Below are 19,043 nucleotides of genomic sequence, written 5' to 3' on the forward strand. Positions count from 1 at the left end.
TAGATGGCAGTTATTAGACAAAAATACGAAGATCAACTAGAAGGCTTAATCAAAGATTTACGCCGACTAGGTCTTCGTGTTTATTTTAATATTGAGAATGCCTTAGTGTCGTTAAGTGAAGAGAAGAGAACATTTGCCAGAGAAACTATTCAAAAAGATAAAGAAATCAATCATCTAGATCATGAAATTAATGAAAAAGTGATTATGTTGATTACAAAACAGCAACCAATAGCTACAGATTTGAGAATGATGATGTCAGCATTAAAAATTTCTACAGATTTAGAGCGAATGGGAGACAATGCAGCTAATATCGCTCATATTAGACTTCGAGTCAAAATAACTGACCATTATGTATTAACTAGATTAAAAACAATGGGTAAACTTGCTATGTTAATGCTTGAAGATTTAAATACAGCCGTTAAAAATGAAGATATTACTTTGATTAAAGAAATTATCGAACGCGATCAAGATATTGATGACTTATATATCAATATCGTTAATACTACTTACTTAATTGATAATGATCCTTTCGTTGCTGGACAAGCTCATTTAGCCGCTAGAAACTTAGAACGTGTAGGGGACCATATTAGTAATATTGCTGAAAGTGTATATTACTTCTTAACTGGTAACCGTTATGAAACATCACATTAATCTACCTATATAATCCAAATTAACAAATAAACATATAATAGCCCCTCAAATGAATGGTGATTTTTTCATTTGAGGGGCTTTTATTATAATTATTTTGATTGACCTTCAATCTCATCAGTTAATGCAATTGCTTCATCGACTAATTCAGAAATATAGCGAATAGTATCTTTTAATGGCGCTTCAGTTGTAATATCTACACCTGCTTGTTTAGCTAATTCAACAGGAGATAAACTGCCACCTGATTTTAACGTATTTAACCAAGCATCGACTGCTGGTTGACCTTCATTTTTAATTTTTTGAGAAACAACCGTACCTATTGTTAAACCTGCAGAATAAGTATATGAATATAATCCCATATAATAATGTGGTTGTCTCATCCAAGTTAACTCGGCACCATCAGTCATTTCAACTGCGTCACCGAAAAATGTTTGGTAAACATTTAACATAATATCATTTAGTACTGGAGCAGTTAGAGATTCTCCATTATCTACTTTTTTATAAACTCCCCGTTGATATGCCGCTTCAAGTAAGTGTGTCACCATATTATGATAATAAGTACGTGATAAAATTGAGCCAATCACCCAACGTTTAAAACGCGGGTCATCACTATGGTTAAATAAATAATTGGCCATCAACATTTCATTCATAGTAGACGGGGCCTCTACAAAATACATAGACGCTTCAGATTCTAAGAAATTTTGATGTGTTTGTGCTAATGTAAAATGTCCAGCGTGTCCTAATTCATGTGCTAATACAAATGTTTCAGCCATTTTACCCGTCCAAGAAATAAAGACATATGAATGTGTAAAATATGGACTAGCACAAAAAGCGCCAGTATCTTTACCTTTATTTTGAGCAAAATCTATCCAACGATTCTGATAAGCAGATTCAAGCATTGAAGTATAATCATCACCCAACACATTTAATGCACCATAAATATATTTTTTAGATTCTTCTATTGAAATATCTGGTTCATAAGTAGGATCTATTGAAATTTTCAAATCTTCAAATCGCATTTTATCTAAACCATGAACACGTTGTAATAATTTGGCATATTTTTGCATTACTGGTGCTAAATCACTCATAATTACATCAATTTGTCTATCAAACATGTCTCGTGTCACTTCTTGTTCTTGTAACAGATAATCAATAACAGAATCATAGCCTCTTAAATCTGCTTCAATTTTTTCTTGTTGAACTTGCATATTATAAGTTGCTGCAGTTGTATGTTGATATCGTTTAATAGCATCACTAAATGAATTGAAACTTTTCTTTCTGAATTCTGCATCAGCATGATCTTCATATTCATTTTCAAATGTTGCGTAATCCATTGGATAATCTACATTTTCATGTTCAAACGATTCAAATGCGATATCTAGCATTTTTGTCGTACCATATAAATCATAAGGTTGATTAATAGTAGGGGATAAACTAGCTAAAGTTTGTTCTACTTTAGGATCTAGTTGATATGGTTTACGCTGAATGAGTTGCTGAATATAGTGTGGATATTGTGTTTCAGCTAGTAAGTGTTGTAATTCATCATCATCTAAATCTAATATTTCCGATTCTAAAAATGATAGCTGACTTGCGATTTTACCATATGAAGTATTTAATTTCGCATTTAATTGTTGTGCTTTTTCATCACTAGTATCTACACTTAGACGTAATTCTGAATAGTTTCCTAGACGATCTAATTGTATTAATAGAGTCTCATACTCATGTAATGCTTTTTCAGCAATTTGATAGTTTGTTAGTTGACCAGCAAATCGTTTATTAAAATCTATAGTTGAAGCCATTATTTCTTCTAACGTTTCGTAAAAGGCATCATCATTTTGGAATAAGTCTTTTAAATCCCAGATTTCTGAACTTGATACATCTTTTCTATTAGGTAAGCCTTGAGACAATATGTTTCACTCCCTGTTTGTTAATATACGTCATATTATACATTAGTTATTTTTCTTACGCAGTTGATTCAGATAGGAAAATCAAACTTTAATTAAAAGTGTTATTAATGAGATATACTACTATAGTAGGTTTAGTTGTTAGTTAGAAAATAGTATAATAAAATAGTGTTATTTTAAATAAGGAGAATTCGTATATGACAATTTTTGATATGCCCAATTTCCTATGGATTACTATATTAGCGGTCATCATACTAACAGTGTTTTGCACTTTAGTATTACATAGATGGTTTATTGCGGCAGTAATTTCATTTGTGGTTTTAGGTGTGTTGGCATTCTTAATCCCTAACTTTCAAGATATTACATATCAACCGTTATTAGGATTTGCTGCTTTTATGGCAATAATCAGTTTAATTATTAGTTTCTTATTATGGTATTTCACTCGTAATTGGAGACGTGAAAGAAAGAAAAAACGACTCGAAAAAGATATGCGTAGATATGAACAATTTGAACATGACTATAATGATGATTTCGATAAATATCGTCGTCGTTAAATATAATTTTCATAACCCGATTCTGAATATAACTAACAGAGTTGGGTTTTTAATTTTGATGTAACTAAACATTTTTACAATATAAATATTAGCGTCTATAAACTTTGGCGTTATTAATTTAATATCATCATTTTTATGGAGAGATATCAATGAATATTTTTAAAATAATCACTGCAAAGTGCATACAAATGATCGTTGTGCTGTTAGTTTTATCAACGATTACTTTTTTATTGATGAAATTATCACCGGGTAATCCAGTTGATAAGATTTTACATTTAGATACTGCACAAGTTTCAAATACACAAATTAAAGCAACAGAGGACAAACTTGGACTAAATGATTCCATATTTATTCAATGGTGGCATTGGATCAATCAAATTTTACATTTGGATTTAGGTGTTAGTTATCAAACAAATGAGCCAGTTACTCAAGAAATCACTAACTATGCACCCCCAACTTTAATTATAACTTTAGGTACACTTGTTGTTTCTATTATTATTTCATTACCATTAGGTATCTTAGCAGCAATCCATTATCATCGCCCAATTGATAAAATAATAAGAATAGGTACTTCATTATTGGTCAGTTTACCTGCATTTTTTATAGGTATACTTTTATTATATATATTTGATTTGAAATTAAACATCTTACCACCAGCTAGTGATGGTCAATTTGTTTCATATATACTTCCAATTTTAACAATGAGTATTGGTATGTGCGCATACCTCATTAGATTAATTAGATCTAATTTGTTAGATTTATATCAAAGTCCGATCGTACAAGTTTCTCGATTACGAGGTATGTCTGAACACTATATTCTATTTCATGATTTATTAAAACCTGCACTTTTACCAACCATTCCATTGATTGGGTTATCAGTAGGTAGTTTAGTCGGAGGTACGGTGGTTATTGAAAATCTATTTGAAATACCTGGTTTAGGTGCTTTTTTAGTCGATAGTATTCGTTCTAGAGATTATCCCGTTATCCAAGGCGTTGTTTTATTTATCGGCACTTTAGTCATTATTATTAATACCTTAGCTGATTTATTAAGTGTAATGTTAGACCCAAAACAACGTTTGGCTTCACACCGTAATACAAAGAAATCGTCTCAAGGATATGAACAAAAGGAGGCGACACCTCATGAAAATTAAATTCAACAAGAAAAACTGGATATTTTATGTATTTTTCATTTATATTTTAATCATTATTCTGATGCAATTTTTTGTAAATGATGAAACTGCTATAAAAGTTAATTTATCTCAAACGTTTGAGCCAATGAGTGGAAAACACTTTTTAGGAACTGATGATTACGGAAGAGATTTATTTACACGTTTAGTTGTTGGTGCACGTTCAACTTTATTGGTAACAGTATTAACACTTATCATTACAGTCACAATTGGCGTTCCACTTGGTTTATTAGCAGGTTATAAAAAAGGTTGGACAGACAATATTATTATGCGTGCAATCGATATCGGATTAAGTATTCCAGAATTTGTTATTATGATTGCTTTAGCAAGTTTCTTTCATCCAAGTATTTGGAATTTAGTTATAGCTATTACAGTTATAAAATGGATGAATTATACAAGAGTCACAAGAGGAATAGTTAACAGCGAGATGCATCAATCTTATATACGTATGGCACAACTTTTCAAAGTACCTACATCGAAGATTCTTTTTAAACATTTATTGCCTAAAGTATTACCATCAATATTAGTATTAGTCATTGTAGACTTTGGGAAAATTATTTTATATATTAGTTCGTTATCATTTTTAGGTCTTGGTGCTCAACCACCTTCACCAGAATGGGGCGCGATGTTGCAAGCAGGACGTGATTTTATAACTTCTCATCCTATTATGATGATTGCACCTGCAACGACTATTGCTATTACAATCTTAATATTTAATTTAACCGGTGATGCTTTACGTGATCGTTTATTAGAAAGGGGAAATCGATAATTGAATACTATAGACATTAAAAATTTCTCAATTGAAGACGAACATAGAAACCAACTAATAACAAATGTCGATTTAACTATATATGATAAACAAGTAAATGCCATCATTGGTGAAAGTGGGGCAGGAAAAACGCTATTGATGCGTTTTATATTAAATCAACTACCGTCGCATTTTCGAGTTAATTGTGATCATTTTCATTTTAATGATCACTCTCATGGCACTATTCAATACCAATTAGGTAAAGATATCGGGTATATTTCTCAAAATTATACACAAAGTTTCAATGACCACTCTAAACTAGGCAAACAACTTGTTGCTATTTATCGCACCCATTACGATGTAACAAAACAAGAGGCTATTTCTAAAGTAAATAAAGCATTAGGATGGGTGAACTTAGAAGGTGAATTTATATTACAACGTTATAGCTTTCAATTATCAGGAGGGCAGTTAGAACGTGTATATATCGCTAGCGTACTTATGCTTGACCCGAAACTCATTATTGCTGATGAACCGGTTGCATCTTTGGACGTTGTAAATGGACAACAAATTATGGATTTATTACAACATATTGTTAAAGATCATCATCAAACCCTTTTAATTGTTACTCATAACATGAGTCATGTTTTAAAATATGCAGATTATATTAATGTTATGAAATTTGGACAAATCATAGATTATGGCGACCTTAACTATTTTCAAAGTCACCATATCAATCCTTATTCTCAACAATTATTACATTCTAGAAGTCATTTAAAGAGGGATGAACATGATTAAATTAGACAATGTTTCTTTCAATTACCATAAAAATCTACCTGTGTTGAAACATATTAATTTAACAATACAAGATAATGAAATCGTTGGTATTGTTGGGGAAAGTGGGTCAGGGAAGAGTACACTTGCCTCATTATTAATGAATGAACACAGCCCATCAGAGGGATTTATTAAGTCAGATACTCAAGACATACTACCTGTATTTCAACATGCTTCAGAAAGTTTTAATCCTAATATGACTATCCAACAGTCATTGTCTGAACCTTTGATCTACTATAAAAAGTATAATGATAATGATATTGATAAAATCATCAACGATACAACACAATCATTTAATTTACCGTTATCTTTACTAACAAAATATCCAAATGAATTAAGTGGTGGTCAGCTACAACGTTTTAACTTGATGCGTACGTTACTCGCAAAACCACAAATATTAATTTGCGATGAAATTACATCCAATTTAGATGTTATCGCAGAACAACACATGTTAGATATTTTAAAAGAAAATTATCAAAAACATATACAAACTTTAATTATGATTTCACACGATTTGTCTGTCATTCAGCGGATGTGTCAACGTATGATTGTATTACAAAATGGCGAAATTGTTGATGATTTTGAAACTGGATTGTTATTTAATGAGGACCGACATCCTTATACTAAACAACTTGTTCAAGCATTTGAATAAATAAGTTAAAAAGTGAGTGGGGAAGGCATTACATTGCCAACCTCACTCACTTTTTTATTGTTTTATTGAATGTTACTTTTTATTTTTAAAGGCATCTTGTATATGGTCAAGTTGATCAATTGTAAGTTGATGTCCACCTTCACCAAAGTACCATGCATTTGATTCAAATTGATATACTTCATCATTTTCAATTGCTTTAACATTTTTAATGACTTTATTATTTAATTCTTTAGGTATAGTTTTGTCATTACCATCTTTAGTACGGTTAATTACGAATATTTTATCAGGATTAATTTTATTTAAGTATTCATAACTCACTTGATTTCCCGCTGAATTTGCTTTCATATTGTCATCAGCATGTTGAATACCTAGATCTTTATTTAAAAAGCCACCAAAACGACCAGTATTAGCAAATGCTTTCATACCTTTATCATCAACCAACAATAATAATACTTTGTCTTTAGTAATTACACGTTGTGTTTCTTTAACTTTATCTTTCAATTGTTTATTTAAAGATTTGGCTTTTTGCTTTTTATCAAATATTTTACCAAGTTGATTTGTCGTATTTTCAATTGAAGAAATATAGTTATCGTTATCGGGGCTTACAAATAAAATTTTAGCATTAGGTGCTGCCTTCTTCATTTCATCAACCGTTTTCGTATGTGCTTGTCTGAAAGAAGCAAGTATTAAGTCTGGTTTTGCTTTAGCTAAATTATCATAATTAGGTCGCCCAGGGTTTCCTAAATTAATGTATTTTTTATCTTTGAATTCAGATAAAGAGTGGGGCAAAAAGCTATTACCTTGACCTTTCGCAATTGCTTTAATATGACTTTGAAGACCCATTTGTTGCATAATATCTAAAGCACCGTAGTCCATAACTGTGACATTTTTAGCATTTTTAGGTACCTTGACTGTCTCAGTTTTCTTATCTCCTTTAGAGTGGGTATTGTTTTTATCTTTAAATTCATATGTATTCTTTATAGTAACTGTGTCTTTATTTTGTTCCTTTGATTTATGAGAACCTTGACTACAAGCTACTAAAATTAATCCTATCATTAAAATAAATAATAATTTACATGTATTTTTCATAATAATCCTCCTTATCAATATTATAATTGAAAATGAGAATCATTATCAATAGAAATTTTACTTATTTTACAACCATTTATCTATTACTTCACATACGGCTTCATTAGTATTTTCAATTAATGTAATATTAGTATTATTGATGAATGTTGTATGGTCCATATGTTCATTTGTGACAAAGTAGCCTTGTGTAGCATGTTCTAGCATTTGAATATCGTTATGATCGTTACCAAAAGCTATATATTCAGTGGTATTACCAATGAGTTTTTGGATAGTAGTATGTTTATCAATACCTTGAGCTGTAATATCAATATATCGTTCATTAAGATGATGTATAAGTTCAACTGATTTAGATTTTTCAGCTAAAATCGTAGCAATTTCTTCAAAATCATCTTTACGAATTTCTAATATAATGGCTTTAATTGGTTGAGGAATGTCATTCATATCTAAAGCCTTTGCAGTATTATTAGGGTCAATTCGTTGAAATAATTCATTTGTAGTATCTAAGTTCGTTGAATAGTTGTATTTATCATCAAATATGTATTTTAGTTGGTATGCATTTACAATATCTTTAATTAATTGCAAAACATCGAGTGGGATTGATTTAATAACTTCAATACGACCATTTTGAGAAATAATTGAGCCATTGCCACCAATAAGTGTAAAATCTTCAAATTCTGGAATTACTGGTAATAAATCTCTAATTGGACGTGCTGATGCAAATATAACTTGATGACCGTTAGCATGTAGTTTAAATATACGATCGATAATACGTTGATCTACATGTAGACCATCAATATCAAAAACAAAATTCATAAAACAAAACTCCTAAACTAAAATGATGAACTTATTATAGCATAGTGTAAGTTAGCGTTAAAAAACGAAATTCATTTGTAATAAACTGAAAATAGGGTCCCCTGTATCGAATATCTATAACTTCCTATAATATATATTATGTAAACTAAAATTAAAAAACAACTTAGTCTCCTTGGATTATTCTTAAATTCTAAATTTCACTACCGTATTTTATATTTTACAATTCGTTATATTTTTAAGTAGTTTTGTTTTTGTATGACTTATAACTATTAAACCTTAATTTATCCTGTATTGATTTTTATAAGTCTATAGTTAATAATATCCATTAGCTTGTTAATCTCAATATAAGATAAATTATTACTTTGATACAGACCATCAAATAATTTCTATTAAATGCTAACTGTTATAATCTCACAGAAACTAAGACTATTATGTGAGATACCAATAAATGCTACAAACTTCAGCTTATGTCATATCGCATAACTGACATATCTATTGATATTATCAATTAATCATCTATATGAATTCTTTTTACACATATATTATTAATGAAATTTAACATATAAAATCATATAACTCTAAACTTCCGTACACGATTATTAACACAAATCTATTTATACATATTTGTAAATTAAATAATAGTTTTAAACATTCCTGTACGTAATTTGTTATATTTCCGCTAATATTAGTGATATTCTACTTATAATTAATTTATTAAAAATTTCGCTATAACTATTGTTGTTAAGCGATTCTATTATGCTATGATTATTTTAGTAGGGTGCAATATGATTATAAAAATTAGAATTTTTATAATATTTATTTGTAGATTTTAACTTTTGAATAAAGTAGATAAATATTAAAAGAGATTGAGACACTGGCCCCAACCTCTTAAATACAATAAATTATTCTATTTAACTTACTTTTTCACTTTTCTACGAATACGATCTAATGTAGTGAATAACCAATATTTCACTTTGTTAATTGGCTTATAAAAATCTCCTATTAACTCTTCAATTTGAACATTAAAGCCTCGTTTAAAGCGATAAACACCGTAGTCCTCACTATTTTCAGTAAAATCACCAGATAAGCCATAAAAATTGTAACGATCATAGCCATTATCGAAGCAATAATTAATCATGAACCAATGCATCATGTATGGACCCATGTATTGATTGAATTTTTCTGATGAACCACCTGAGAAATAGTTAACTTCATAAGCATTAGCAAAGTATACACCTGAAGCAAGATTCAATATTGAACCATCAGTTTGACGAATTTCACTCGCTTGAAGCATTTCTTTTTTGTCATGCTCAATTTGTTTGTCTAACTCACTAATTTTTTTAAGTTGCTTATCACTTTTATTTTCGTTAGCCATCATTTGATCGCGGCGGCTTTCTTTATCATTTAGTGAATGCTGTAATGATTCAATATATTCATCTAAATCAATATATGCTAAAGGAACTAATACTTTATCTCCATAATGGTCTATAAAATTATAAAAGTATTGATCCGTTTTAGAAGCAAAACCAGTTCTTTCTTCAGTTTCACGATAAAGTTCTAAGAAGATATCAAATTCGTCCCTACTTAAAAATCTTACTTTAACTCCGTAGTTTATCGCTTTATTAATATTTCTTTTACGTTGACTATCAAATTCTTTTTTCAATGATGCTGGTGTTTTTCCTTCTAAATTTAATACACCCATCCATCTTACTTGACTGAAATTATCATATGTTGTTGTAAATCCATGATGCTCATAGCCATGTGATTTAAATAAATTAACGAGTGCATCATTTTTTTCATGATTATCTAGAGGTTTAATATCTTTATCATAAATTTGATAAATCCAATATGGATCCATTTTGACATATAAACATTGATGTTGTTGTAAGTATTTTTCTAACTCTCTCAAATAAAAGTCAACTAGTCCTAAGTCAGAATAATCCATAACAGGGCCGCGGTTTGAATAATAAACGTAACTACCCATTGTTGGAATTTTAGAAAATAGACTTGCTGCAATGACCTTATTACTTTCATCTTTTATACCTAATAATACAACCTGAAAACCATCTGTTTCACGAGTAGCAATATTTTCTTTTACTTGAAAATAATGACTTTCTAAAGATGGATTTTGTACAAAGTTCTCAAATTCTTTAACTGTCAACTCTGTAAATTTCATATTTAGATAATTCCCTTCCTAATAAAAATTTATTATTTATGTTTATTTTTTAAGTAATTTCTTTAATGTAGTATAAACAGTGTACATAGGTTTATTTATTGGTTTAAGAAAATCTCCTACATATTCAATGACATCAGCATTATAGCCTTTTTTAAATTTGATTACACCAGCATCTTCTGCATCTTCTGTGAAGTCCCCACTGATTCCATAGAAATTATAACGGTTGATGCCATGTTCTAGTGCATAATTAATCATTGTCCATTGTACAGCATAACTACCTGCGAAGTGTCGATATTTGTTTGACGTACCGCCTGCATAGTAAACAACCTCGAAAGGATTAATAAAGAAGTAACCTGCAGAAATTGGTAATTCATTACCATGTTCTGCTTGAAGTCGTTGTGCTTCATCTAATTTCTGTTGATTAGCAGCTATTTGTTGCTCTAAGTTAGCCTTTTTATTATGTGATTTTTTATTATCTGGGCGCTTTTCAATATCTTTGATGGCTTTATTTAAATCTTTGTTTAGTGTCTCTTTTTCATTATTTAACTCTTCAATATATTCATCAAAATTAATATATGCTAATGGCACTAAAACTCGATCTTTGAAATGTTTAAAACGATCATAATAATAATTATCGTCTCTATCTTGGAATTCTTTAGTTTCTGATGTATCTTCCATAAATGATCTAAATATTGGTAATTCTTCTTCGGATAAGAATTTAACTTTCACACCATTTTTTTGTACCTTTTTAGTATTACGTTTACGTAAATTATCCATTCCGTCTAAAACATCTTTAGCAGTCTTGTCTTTTAAGTCTAATACTGAATGATATCTAACTTGTAATACTGGATGAAAGCCTTTATGAAAACCTTCATGTTTAAACCCTAGTGATTTCATTTTATCAAATATCCAATCATGGCCGGCATTTCCAAGGACTTCCCCATCATGATTTAAATATTGATACGGTACATACGGATCTACTCTTAAATAAAGACAGTTATGTTTTTTAACATATTTAGTTAATTCATTAAAAAAGTAATGAACTAATTCTTTATTATCATAATCAATGACTGGACCTCTATTAGTATAGAAATACTTGAAGAATTTCAACACTGGTACTGCTGTTAGTAAACATGCTGCAATGACTTCATTGTCATTATTCTTAATACCAACTAAATGTGACTCTGTACCTTCAGCAAGTTTCAATTCATAGTTACCTATCATTTGTGTGAAATGGGTGTAAGGCATTTGGTCTGTAAAATCGCCAAATTCCTTCGCTGTTAAGTTTGTAAACTTCATTATCATAACTCCTATTGTTTTTATCTCTATTTTTATCTCTGTTAAGAATTCGATTTAAGTTCAAATTATACTATGTTCAAATGATGTTACTTTCTATGTATATAATATCTAATAATACTTAAATATGTGCAATATAAATATTGCTATTTATGGTGTCCATATAAGTTATTACTGGTACACCTTAAAAATAATTGTTTTAATAATATTAAGAATGCCTTTCATAACCTTTTTCAACTTATTTTGACTAATTGTAATAAATAATAGTATGAGTTAAATATATAAACCCATACTATTAATGTATTATCATCTATTATTTTAATGCATTTACAAACCTATTGCCAATGACTTCCCTTAAAACATTGTAAAATTTATGCAATTTGATTAAGTTCTATCATAATACGTGTATTAAATTACATATATCCTTTATAATTACATTTTCTGATTTATCATGCTATGAATTAAAATCCATTTAAATTATTGATTTAGTGCATGTCGTATCGAATTGAAATATTTAATATTCTCTTCAGTTGAATCATTAGCGAAGCGTCTTACTATTTCACTACCTATAACTACACCATCTGCTATTTGTGAAATATCTTTAACATGTTGCACATTTCTAATTCCAAAACCAGCGACAACCGGAACTTGAGCAGTTCGTTTAATTAAATTAAGTTTGGATTTTAACTCTGGATGGAATTCACCATTTTTTCCAGTAGTTGCATTCATTGTAACAGTGTAAATAAAACCTTCAGCTTTTTCAGCTATTAGTTTCATTCGTTCTTCAGACGTTGTCATAGCAATTAAAGGAATTATTTTCACATTACTTTCATATGTTTGTTGTTTTAATTTTTGAGCAAGTTCAAACGGTAAATCAGGTATAATCACTCCATAAACACCTGCTCGTTGACAAGCTTCAAAAAATGCTTTTTCACCGTAATTACAAATAATATTATAGTAAGTCATTAACACATACTGACTTTTAATTTCTAATTGATGTAATTCTAGTTGCTCGAAAATGTATTCAATTGTAATACCTTCTTCTATAGCTTTTCCACCAGCTTCCATTATTGTCGGTCCATCTGCCACTGGATCTGAAAATGGTACACCAACTTCAATAATATCTGCGCCACACTGACTCAACACTTTCATATGTTCTATCATTTTAGAATTGCCCATAATATATGGAATAAATAGTTTACTCATTTGTGTCACCTCTTTGTTGTGTGTATTGACGTATCGTATTCATATCTTTATCACCACGACCAGAAAGTGTTACAACAATGATGTCATCTTTATTCATAGTTGGAGCTAGGCTAGTCTTTCTACATAACTTAATGCATGCGCACTTTCAATGGCTGGAATAATTCCTTCAGCTTTAGTGAAACGTATTAAAGCTTCCATAGCCTGTTCATCACTAGCTTCGGTATAAGTTACACGTCCAATGTCGTTATAATAAGAATGCTCAGGACCAATACCTGGATAATCTAAACCAGCTGAAATGGAATGTGCTAATTGCACTTGTCCATGCTTATCTTGAATTAAATACATTTTGGCACCATGTAAAACTCCAGGATTCCCTTTACCAATTGCAAGTGCATGTTTATCAGTATTTTTGCCTTTACCTGCTGCTTCAACACCATATAGTTTCACTTCATCTTGAATAAATGGATAAAATGTGCCGATAGCATTAGAGCCACCACCAATACAAGCAACGATTGCATCCGGTAATCGATTTTCTTTGTTCAATATTTGAGATTTAATTTCTTTTCCTATTACGCTTTGTAAATCTCTAACTATTGTTGGAAATGGATCTGGCCCTAATGCAGATCCTAAAAGATAATGTGTATCTTCAACATGACTAACCCAATATTGCAATGCTTTGTTTACTGCATCTGATAAAGTGCCTTGACCTTCTTCAACCGAAACAACTTTAGCGCCTAACAATTCCATTCTAAAGACATTTAATTGTTGTCTTTGAATATCTTCTTTTCCCATAAAGACAATGAGTTCCATATCGAATAATGCAGCAACTGTTGCACTAGCCACACCATGTTGTCCAGCACCTGTTTCAGCTACCAGTTTACGTTTACCCATACGTTTTGCTAACAGTGCTTGTCCAAGTGCATTATTAATTTTATGCGCACCAGTGTGGTTAAGGTCTTCTCTTTTTAAATAAATTTTTGCTCCACCTAATTGCTCTGTATATGCTTTGGCATAAGTTAAGGGTGTTTCTCTACCCACATATTCTTTTAAATAATATTGAAGTTCATCTTGAAATTTTTGATCATTTTTAGCTTTTTGGTATGCTTGTTTTAGTTCTATGATTGCTGGCATTAATGTCTCCGGTACATATTGTCCACCATATTCTCCAAAGAACCCTAATTCATCTGCTTCCGTTTGTATTTGTTTAATCATAACTCATTCCCCTTTCACTATATTAAAGATTGTTTTCATTTTGCGTTTATCTTTTCGTTCATTTGTTTCAATACCAGAGGCGATATCATAACCTAAATGTTTTAAAGGCATATGTTGAATCGTCTTAATATGTTCATCATTGAGACCACCTGCTATTAAAAATGGTGTATCTTCAATATGTTTTATTAAATTCCAATCAAAAGTTTGACCTGTACCACCATATTCAATAGATGGTGTATCTATAATAAATAAATCAACATACGGTTTATATAAATCAAGTTGACTATTGAGGTCTTGAGTAGCGGGTAACGCTTTAAAAATTTTAATATTTGGATATTGGTGTTTAACCCATTTGATAAGTTCAATGTTTTCATTACCATGAAATTGGATTATATCAATATTAGTAAGCGTAACTATTTGTTGGATTTGCTGCTTATCTGGATTCACTACAACAACTACACGTTGTATTTTCTCAGGAACAAGCGCTGACAAATGCTTGATTTCATTAATTTCTAGATGACGTCGACTTTTGGAAAAATGAATAAATCCTATCGCATCGATATTACATTCAATTGCCTTTTTCACATCGTCTTCATATCTGAATCCACAAAATTTTAAATACATGATTTCACCTTGTTTAACTTAAGTGTTGGTAGAAATTGACTTAAATCATCACATTTCATTAAAGCTTCTCCAATAAGTAATCCATCGATACCTGAGTTAATAATTTGTTCTATATCAGACTTATTATGAATGCCACTCTCAGAAATATAATAAAATCCATCTTTCCTTTCTGCTAAAATGTCATTTGTATGATTAACATCAGTTACAAATTGCTTTAAGTCTCTATTATTAATTCCTATTATTTCTGGCTGTATTTGATACGCTCTATTAAGTTCATCTTTGTCATGAACTTCTACTAACACTTCTAAATTGAGTTGTGTCGCATATTGGTATAATCGTTGAAGTTGTTCGTCAGACAATATATTAACAATAAGCAAAATAATCGACGCCCCTGCAGTTTTTGCTACATCTATTTGAATTTCATCAATGATAAAATCCTTACATAAAATGGGTAATGTTGTTTGTGGTGCTAACTTTTGTAACCTTTCAAAGCTTCCACCAAAATATTGTTCATCAGTTAGAATTGATATTGCATTTGCCCCATACTTTTCATAGTCTTTAATTTGCTGTGATAAATCTCGTTCTGGTAATTGATTTACAGAAGGACTTTTAGATTTTATTTCTGCAATGATAGAAAGTTGGTTATCATTAGCTAAACTTTCTTTTAATGTTTTTTTCTTTAGGTGTGGCGTGTGATCATTGTTGTATGATTTGAGTGATATTAATTTTTCTTGATAATAATGAGACGATAATAATTTCTTTTTATAACTTACAATTTCATCTAAAATTGTCATTTAATTTCCCACCATTCTTAAATATTGTTTCATTGCTAAGCCACTATCTATTAAGTATTGAGCAAGATTGATACCTGTCTGGATATCATTAACTTTTTCTGCAACATATAAAGCTATACCTGCATTCAACACAACAACATCTCGTTTACTTGTATGATCTTGTCCATTCAATATATTTACTGTAATTGCTTTATTTTCCTCAGGTGTGCCGCCTTTTAAAGTATTGTTAGAAGCATTGCGTAATCCGAAGTCTTTTGCATTAATAGTATATGTTTCTATATCTTTACCTGTGGTTACTTCATAAATTAAGTTTTCTCCTGATAAACTTGCTTCATCCATACCTCCTGCCCCGTGAAGTACGATTGCTTTCTTACGACCTAAGTATTTTACTGTTTGTGCAACATTACCTAATTGATTGGGATCATAAATACCCATTACTTGGTATGTTAATTTAAATGGATTAATTAACAGTCCCACTAGATTGAAAATAGTTGGCTTTGACATCATTTTTCTAATAGGTTGAATATATTTCATAATTGGATAGGATTCTGTAGCGCTGACAAATGCTAAGTTATATTGTTGTAATGTGTTAATCACATCGTTAACTTTTGTAGTATTTATATTTAATTGATTGAGTAAATCTGTGCTTCCAGAATTAGAAGTGATACTCTTGTTTCCGTGCTTCACAATTAAAGCTCCTGCACTAGCAACTATAAATGAAGCGGTCGTCGAAATATTAAAACTTCCTGACTTGTCCCCTCCCGTACCACATACACACATTGCGCCTTCATAATAAGGTTGTTCTTTATACATTGTTTTAATTAAACTTTTAGCTAAAAATGTTAACTCCGTTTGCTGCATTTCTTTATCAGTATATGTTTTTAATGCCTTATATTTAACTTGATTTTCAACTTCTGGATTAATCATTAAATTTATAAATGATTTCATATCTTCTTCATTTAAGTGTTGTTTCTTTTCTAGTTGTTGTAAAATTTCCATCTAATCACCCTTTACTGCTAAATTAATAAAGTTTTTAATAATATCTTCTCCGTGTTCTGTTGCAAAAGATTCTGGATGATATTGAATTCCAAAATGCAATTGATTTTCGTGTTCAAATGACTGGATACAATCATTTGTTGTTCCAGTTATAATTAGTGACTTAGGAAAATGTTTTGCGTCACTAACTAATGAGTGGTATCGCATGACATTAAAGTTTAGAGGTAAGTCTCTATATAGTATGGAGGTACCATTTTGCTTTATTTCATCTACTTTTCCATGCATTACAGTTTCACCTTGTATTACTTTTCCGTCGTAATAACACGTGAGTGCTTGTGCTCCTAAACAAACGCCAAGTATGGGTTTATCTTTATAACGTTCAATAATATTAACTAACCATTTATTATCCAATGGATGGCCTGGTCCAGGTGAAATAATGACACCATCTACATCTTGATTCATTACCTTTTCATCATCTGGATATAATACAGTGACATCATCTTCGTTTGGCATATACTGCGTGACGATATCAACTAAGTTATAAGTAAATGAGTCATAATTATCGACAATTAATATCATGGTGACACCTCCAATAAACTTTTAGCTTTTAATTTAGTTTCTTCTAATTCCTTCTGTGGTTCAGAATCATAAACAACGCCACAACCTGCTTCTACATTGATATATGTGTCATCAATCATCATTGTTCGTATTGCAAGTGCAAAGTCTAAGTTGTGATTACAATTGATATAACCAATGCCACCACTGTATACACCACGTTTGTTGGGCATAACTTCATAAATTCTTTGTATTGCTCTTAGTTTTGGTGCACCAGAAACTGTTCCGGTTGGTAATAAACTTGCTATCACAGACATTGGTGAAATATCTTTTTTAATTTGCCCTGTGACTTCGCTTACTATATGCATTACGTGTTCATATTTCTCTATTTCCATCAATTTCTTAATATGAGACGTTCCATTTCGGCATATCCTGTGAATATCATTTCTACCTAAGTCTACTAACATACTATGTTCGCTGCGTTCTTTTTCGTCATTAATGAGCTGATGTGCATTAGCTTCATCTTCTTCTAGTGTCCGTCCTCTTTTGATAGTTCCAGCAATTGGGTTGGTTTCAACTAAACCATCATGCACTTTTACAAAACTTTCAGGCGAACTACCTACAATAATTGGTTCACTCATATTGATGTAATACATGTATGGACTTGGATTTTGTCTTTTTAAATTTTGATATAACTGAAATGATAATGATTGACGTTGATTTTCAAAATGATGTTTATAGCGATAAATCCTTGAAGGTACCACTTGAAACATGTCCCCTTCAGTTATTTTCTTTTTAAAATCACTGACAATTTCCATGAAATGTTGTTCACTTATGTTGGTTTCTATTTGTTTGTCCTTAGGTTTAAATTGAATACTTGGTTGATATACTTGAATCGTTTTGAGTTGATTGATTCTTTCCTTTACACGTGTAATTAATTTTTCTCGAGCTACTTGAGAGAATAGATTTGTACTAATGACATATAATTCTTCTTTGTAATGATCAAATATATAAACGTCTTCTATCATGTGAAAATTAACATCATGTTGTGGATGATCATCTAAATTTATGTTTTGTAATTTAGGAAATTCATGTCTTACTAAATCAAAACTGCATGTTCCAATAAAACCTGAGATAAAAGGTAATTCTTGTAAACTTTTATCTTCTATATCTTCATAGTACTGATTAACAAATTGTTTTAAATATTGATATGGTTTCTCTGTTATAGATTCGTTTTTGTGTTGAGTACTAATATGAACTTGATTGTTATCTAGCGTGATTTGTCCATAACTATCAAATACAACAATGGAATACCTTCCCTTAAGTTTATTCTGACTCGAACTTTCTAAAATGATTTTTCGGTTTTTGAGTTGAGCTAAAGTTTCTGGTGTTATATTGGCTTGTAGCTTTTCATAATATATTTCCACTTTTGAATACTCCTTTATGATTAATATTGCTTTCTTACTCATGTTTATCTTTTAGTTTGTTTTATTAGATTGCTTATTTCTGAAGAATGATTTTTATGCAAATAAAAATCAGCCTCCTATAAAAGGACGCTGACGCGTGGTACCACCTTAATTAACGTAATATTCTTAACATTCAGAATATTAAACGTTCACTCATTTTCTTTATTTAATTATTTGTCTTTATTTGCAAAACCCAATTTCATTTATAGAGGTGTTAGTTCTCATCACACACTAACTTTCTGTCACTACCTTGCTACAAACTACTACATTTTGCACCAATGAAAAAAGCACC

General features: G+C 30.4%; 17 protein-coding genes and 1 pseudogene. 6 read left to right on the top strand and 12 right to left on the bottom strand.

The features are described from left to right. Positions 1–3 precede the first annotated feature (3 nt). Positions 4–651: a phosphate signaling complex protein PhoU gene (gene phoU / locus NSQ15_RS06850; RefSeq protein WP_017636979.1), complete on the top strand. Its 648-nt coding sequence runs from the start codon at positions 4–6 to the stop codon at positions 649–651. 89 nt (positions 652–740) lie between these two features. On the opposite strand, the gene pepF is transcribed toward phoU, so the two are convergent. Then, complete coding sequence (gene pepF / locus NSQ15_RS06855; protein WP_070451210.1) at positions 741–2,555, bottom strand: oligoendopeptidase F; 1,815 nt, start codon at positions 2,553–2,555, stop codon at positions 741–743. A 194-nt stretch (positions 2,556–2,749) separates the two neighbouring features. Here pepF and NSQ15_RS06860 point away from each other — a divergent pair, with 194 nt between their 5' ends. The 5 genes from NSQ15_RS06860 (at position 2,750) to NSQ15_RS06880 (ending at position 6,524) form a co-directional block, all read left to right on the top strand. Then, a complete protein-coding gene (locus NSQ15_RS06860) occupies positions 2,750–3,106 on the top strand; it encodes a hypothetical protein (RefSeq protein ID WP_029055375.1) in 357 nt (118 codons plus the stop codon). A gap of 149 nt (positions 3,107–3,255) precedes the next feature. Then, the gene (nikB, locus tag NSQ15_RS06865) at positions 3,256–4,257 is read left to right on the top strand and encodes a nickel ABC transporter permease (protein WP_017636982.1); all 1,002 of its coding nucleotides are present in this window, start codon (positions 3,256–3,258) and stop codon (positions 4,255–4,257) included. Then, on the top strand, positions 4,247–5,062 hold the full coding sequence (gene nikC / locus NSQ15_RS06870) for a nickel transporter permease (protein WP_070451213.1): 816 nt from the start codon (positions 4,247–4,249) through the stop codon (positions 5,060–5,062). The genes nikB and nikC overlap by 11 nt, the downstream gene beginning before the upstream one ends. Next, positions 5,063–5,836, top strand: coding sequence for an ATP-binding cassette domain-containing protein (locus NSQ15_RS06875; RefSeq protein WP_340747048.1), 774 nt, complete (start codon positions 5,063–5,065; stop codon positions 5,834–5,836). It abuts the gene before it with no gap. After that, the gene (locus NSQ15_RS06880) at positions 5,829–6,524 is read left to right on the top strand and encodes an ABC transporter ATP-binding protein (protein ID WP_017636985.1); all 696 of its coding nucleotides are present in this window, start codon (positions 5,829–5,831) and stop codon (positions 6,522–6,524) included. The genes NSQ15_RS06875 and NSQ15_RS06880 overlap by 8 nt, the downstream gene beginning before the upstream one ends. A 72-nt stretch (positions 6,525–6,596) precedes the next feature. On the opposite strand, the gene NSQ15_RS06885 is transcribed toward NSQ15_RS06880, so the two are convergent. The 11 genes and pseudogenes from NSQ15_RS06885 to NSQ15_RS06935 all read right to left on the bottom strand — a co-directional run bounded on the left by NSQ15_RS06885 (position 6,597) and on the right by NSQ15_RS06935 (position 18,712). Then, a complete protein-coding gene (locus NSQ15_RS06885) occupies positions 6,597–7,613 on the bottom strand; it encodes a siderophore ABC transporter substrate-binding protein (protein WP_340747049.1) in 1,017 nt (338 codons plus the stop codon). Positions 7,614–7,679: 66 nt separating this feature from the next. Next, the gene (locus NSQ15_RS06890; RefSeq protein ID WP_070451217.1) at positions 7,680–8,426 is read right to left on the bottom strand and encodes an HAD-IIB family hydrolase; all 747 of its coding nucleotides are present in this window, start codon (positions 8,424–8,426) and stop codon (positions 7,680–7,682) included. 916 nt (positions 8,427–9,342) lie between these two features. Further along, positions 9,343–10,602, bottom strand: coding sequence for an aminoacyltransferase (locus NSQ15_RS06895; RefSeq protein ID WP_070451219.1), 1,260 nt, complete (start codon positions 10,600–10,602; stop codon positions 9,343–9,345). 42 nt (positions 10,603–10,644) lie between these two features. Then, a complete protein-coding gene (locus NSQ15_RS06900; protein ID WP_029055383.1) occupies positions 10,645–11,901 on the bottom strand; it encodes an aminoacyltransferase in 1,257 nt (418 codons plus the stop codon). A 474-nt stretch (positions 11,902–12,375) separates the two neighbouring features. Then, positions 12,376–13,104 (bottom strand): tryptophan synthase subunit alpha, encoded by a 729-nt coding sequence (gene trpA, locus NSQ15_RS06905; RefSeq protein WP_029055384.1) that lies wholly within the window; start codon positions 13,102–13,104, stop codon positions 12,376–12,378. Beyond that, positions 13,097–14,316: pseudogene (gene trpB / locus NSQ15_RS06910) on the bottom strand (tryptophan synthase subunit beta). The gene trpA and the pseudogene trpB overlap by 8 nt, the downstream one beginning before the upstream one ends. Positions 14,317–14,319: 3 nt before the next feature. Then, a complete protein-coding gene (locus NSQ15_RS06915; protein ID WP_217193891.1) occupies positions 14,320–14,940 on the bottom strand; it encodes a phosphoribosylanthranilate isomerase in 621 nt (206 codons plus the stop codon). Beyond that, positions 14,931–15,734: an indole-3-glycerol phosphate synthase TrpC gene (gene trpC, locus NSQ15_RS06920; protein ID WP_029055386.1), complete on the bottom strand. Its 804-nt coding sequence runs from the start codon at positions 15,732–15,734 to the stop codon at positions 14,931–14,933. Before trpC ends, NSQ15_RS06915 begins: the two co-directional genes overlap by 10 nt. After that, complete coding sequence (gene trpD / locus NSQ15_RS06925) at positions 15,735–16,733, bottom strand: anthranilate phosphoribosyltransferase (RefSeq protein WP_070451221.1); 999 nt, start codon at positions 16,731–16,733, stop codon at positions 15,735–15,737. It lies immediately after the preceding gene. After that, positions 16,734–17,309 (bottom strand): anthranilate synthase component II, encoded by a 576-nt coding sequence (locus NSQ15_RS06930; RefSeq protein ID WP_070451223.1) that lies wholly within the window; start codon positions 17,307–17,309, stop codon positions 16,734–16,736. After that, positions 17,306–18,712, bottom strand: a complete 1,407-nt coding sequence (locus NSQ15_RS06935) for an anthranilate synthase component I (protein WP_124760157.1) — start codon at positions 18,710–18,712, stop codon at positions 17,306–17,308. The genes NSQ15_RS06930 and NSQ15_RS06935 overlap by 4 nt, the downstream gene beginning before the upstream one ends. Between the last annotated feature and the right edge of the window lie 331 nt (positions 18,713–19,043).

Source organism: Staphylococcus sp. FSL W8-0774 (genome assembly GCF_038006785.1).
GTDB lineage: Bacteria > Bacillota > Bacilli > Staphylococcales > Staphylococcaceae > Staphylococcus > Staphylococcus pasteuri.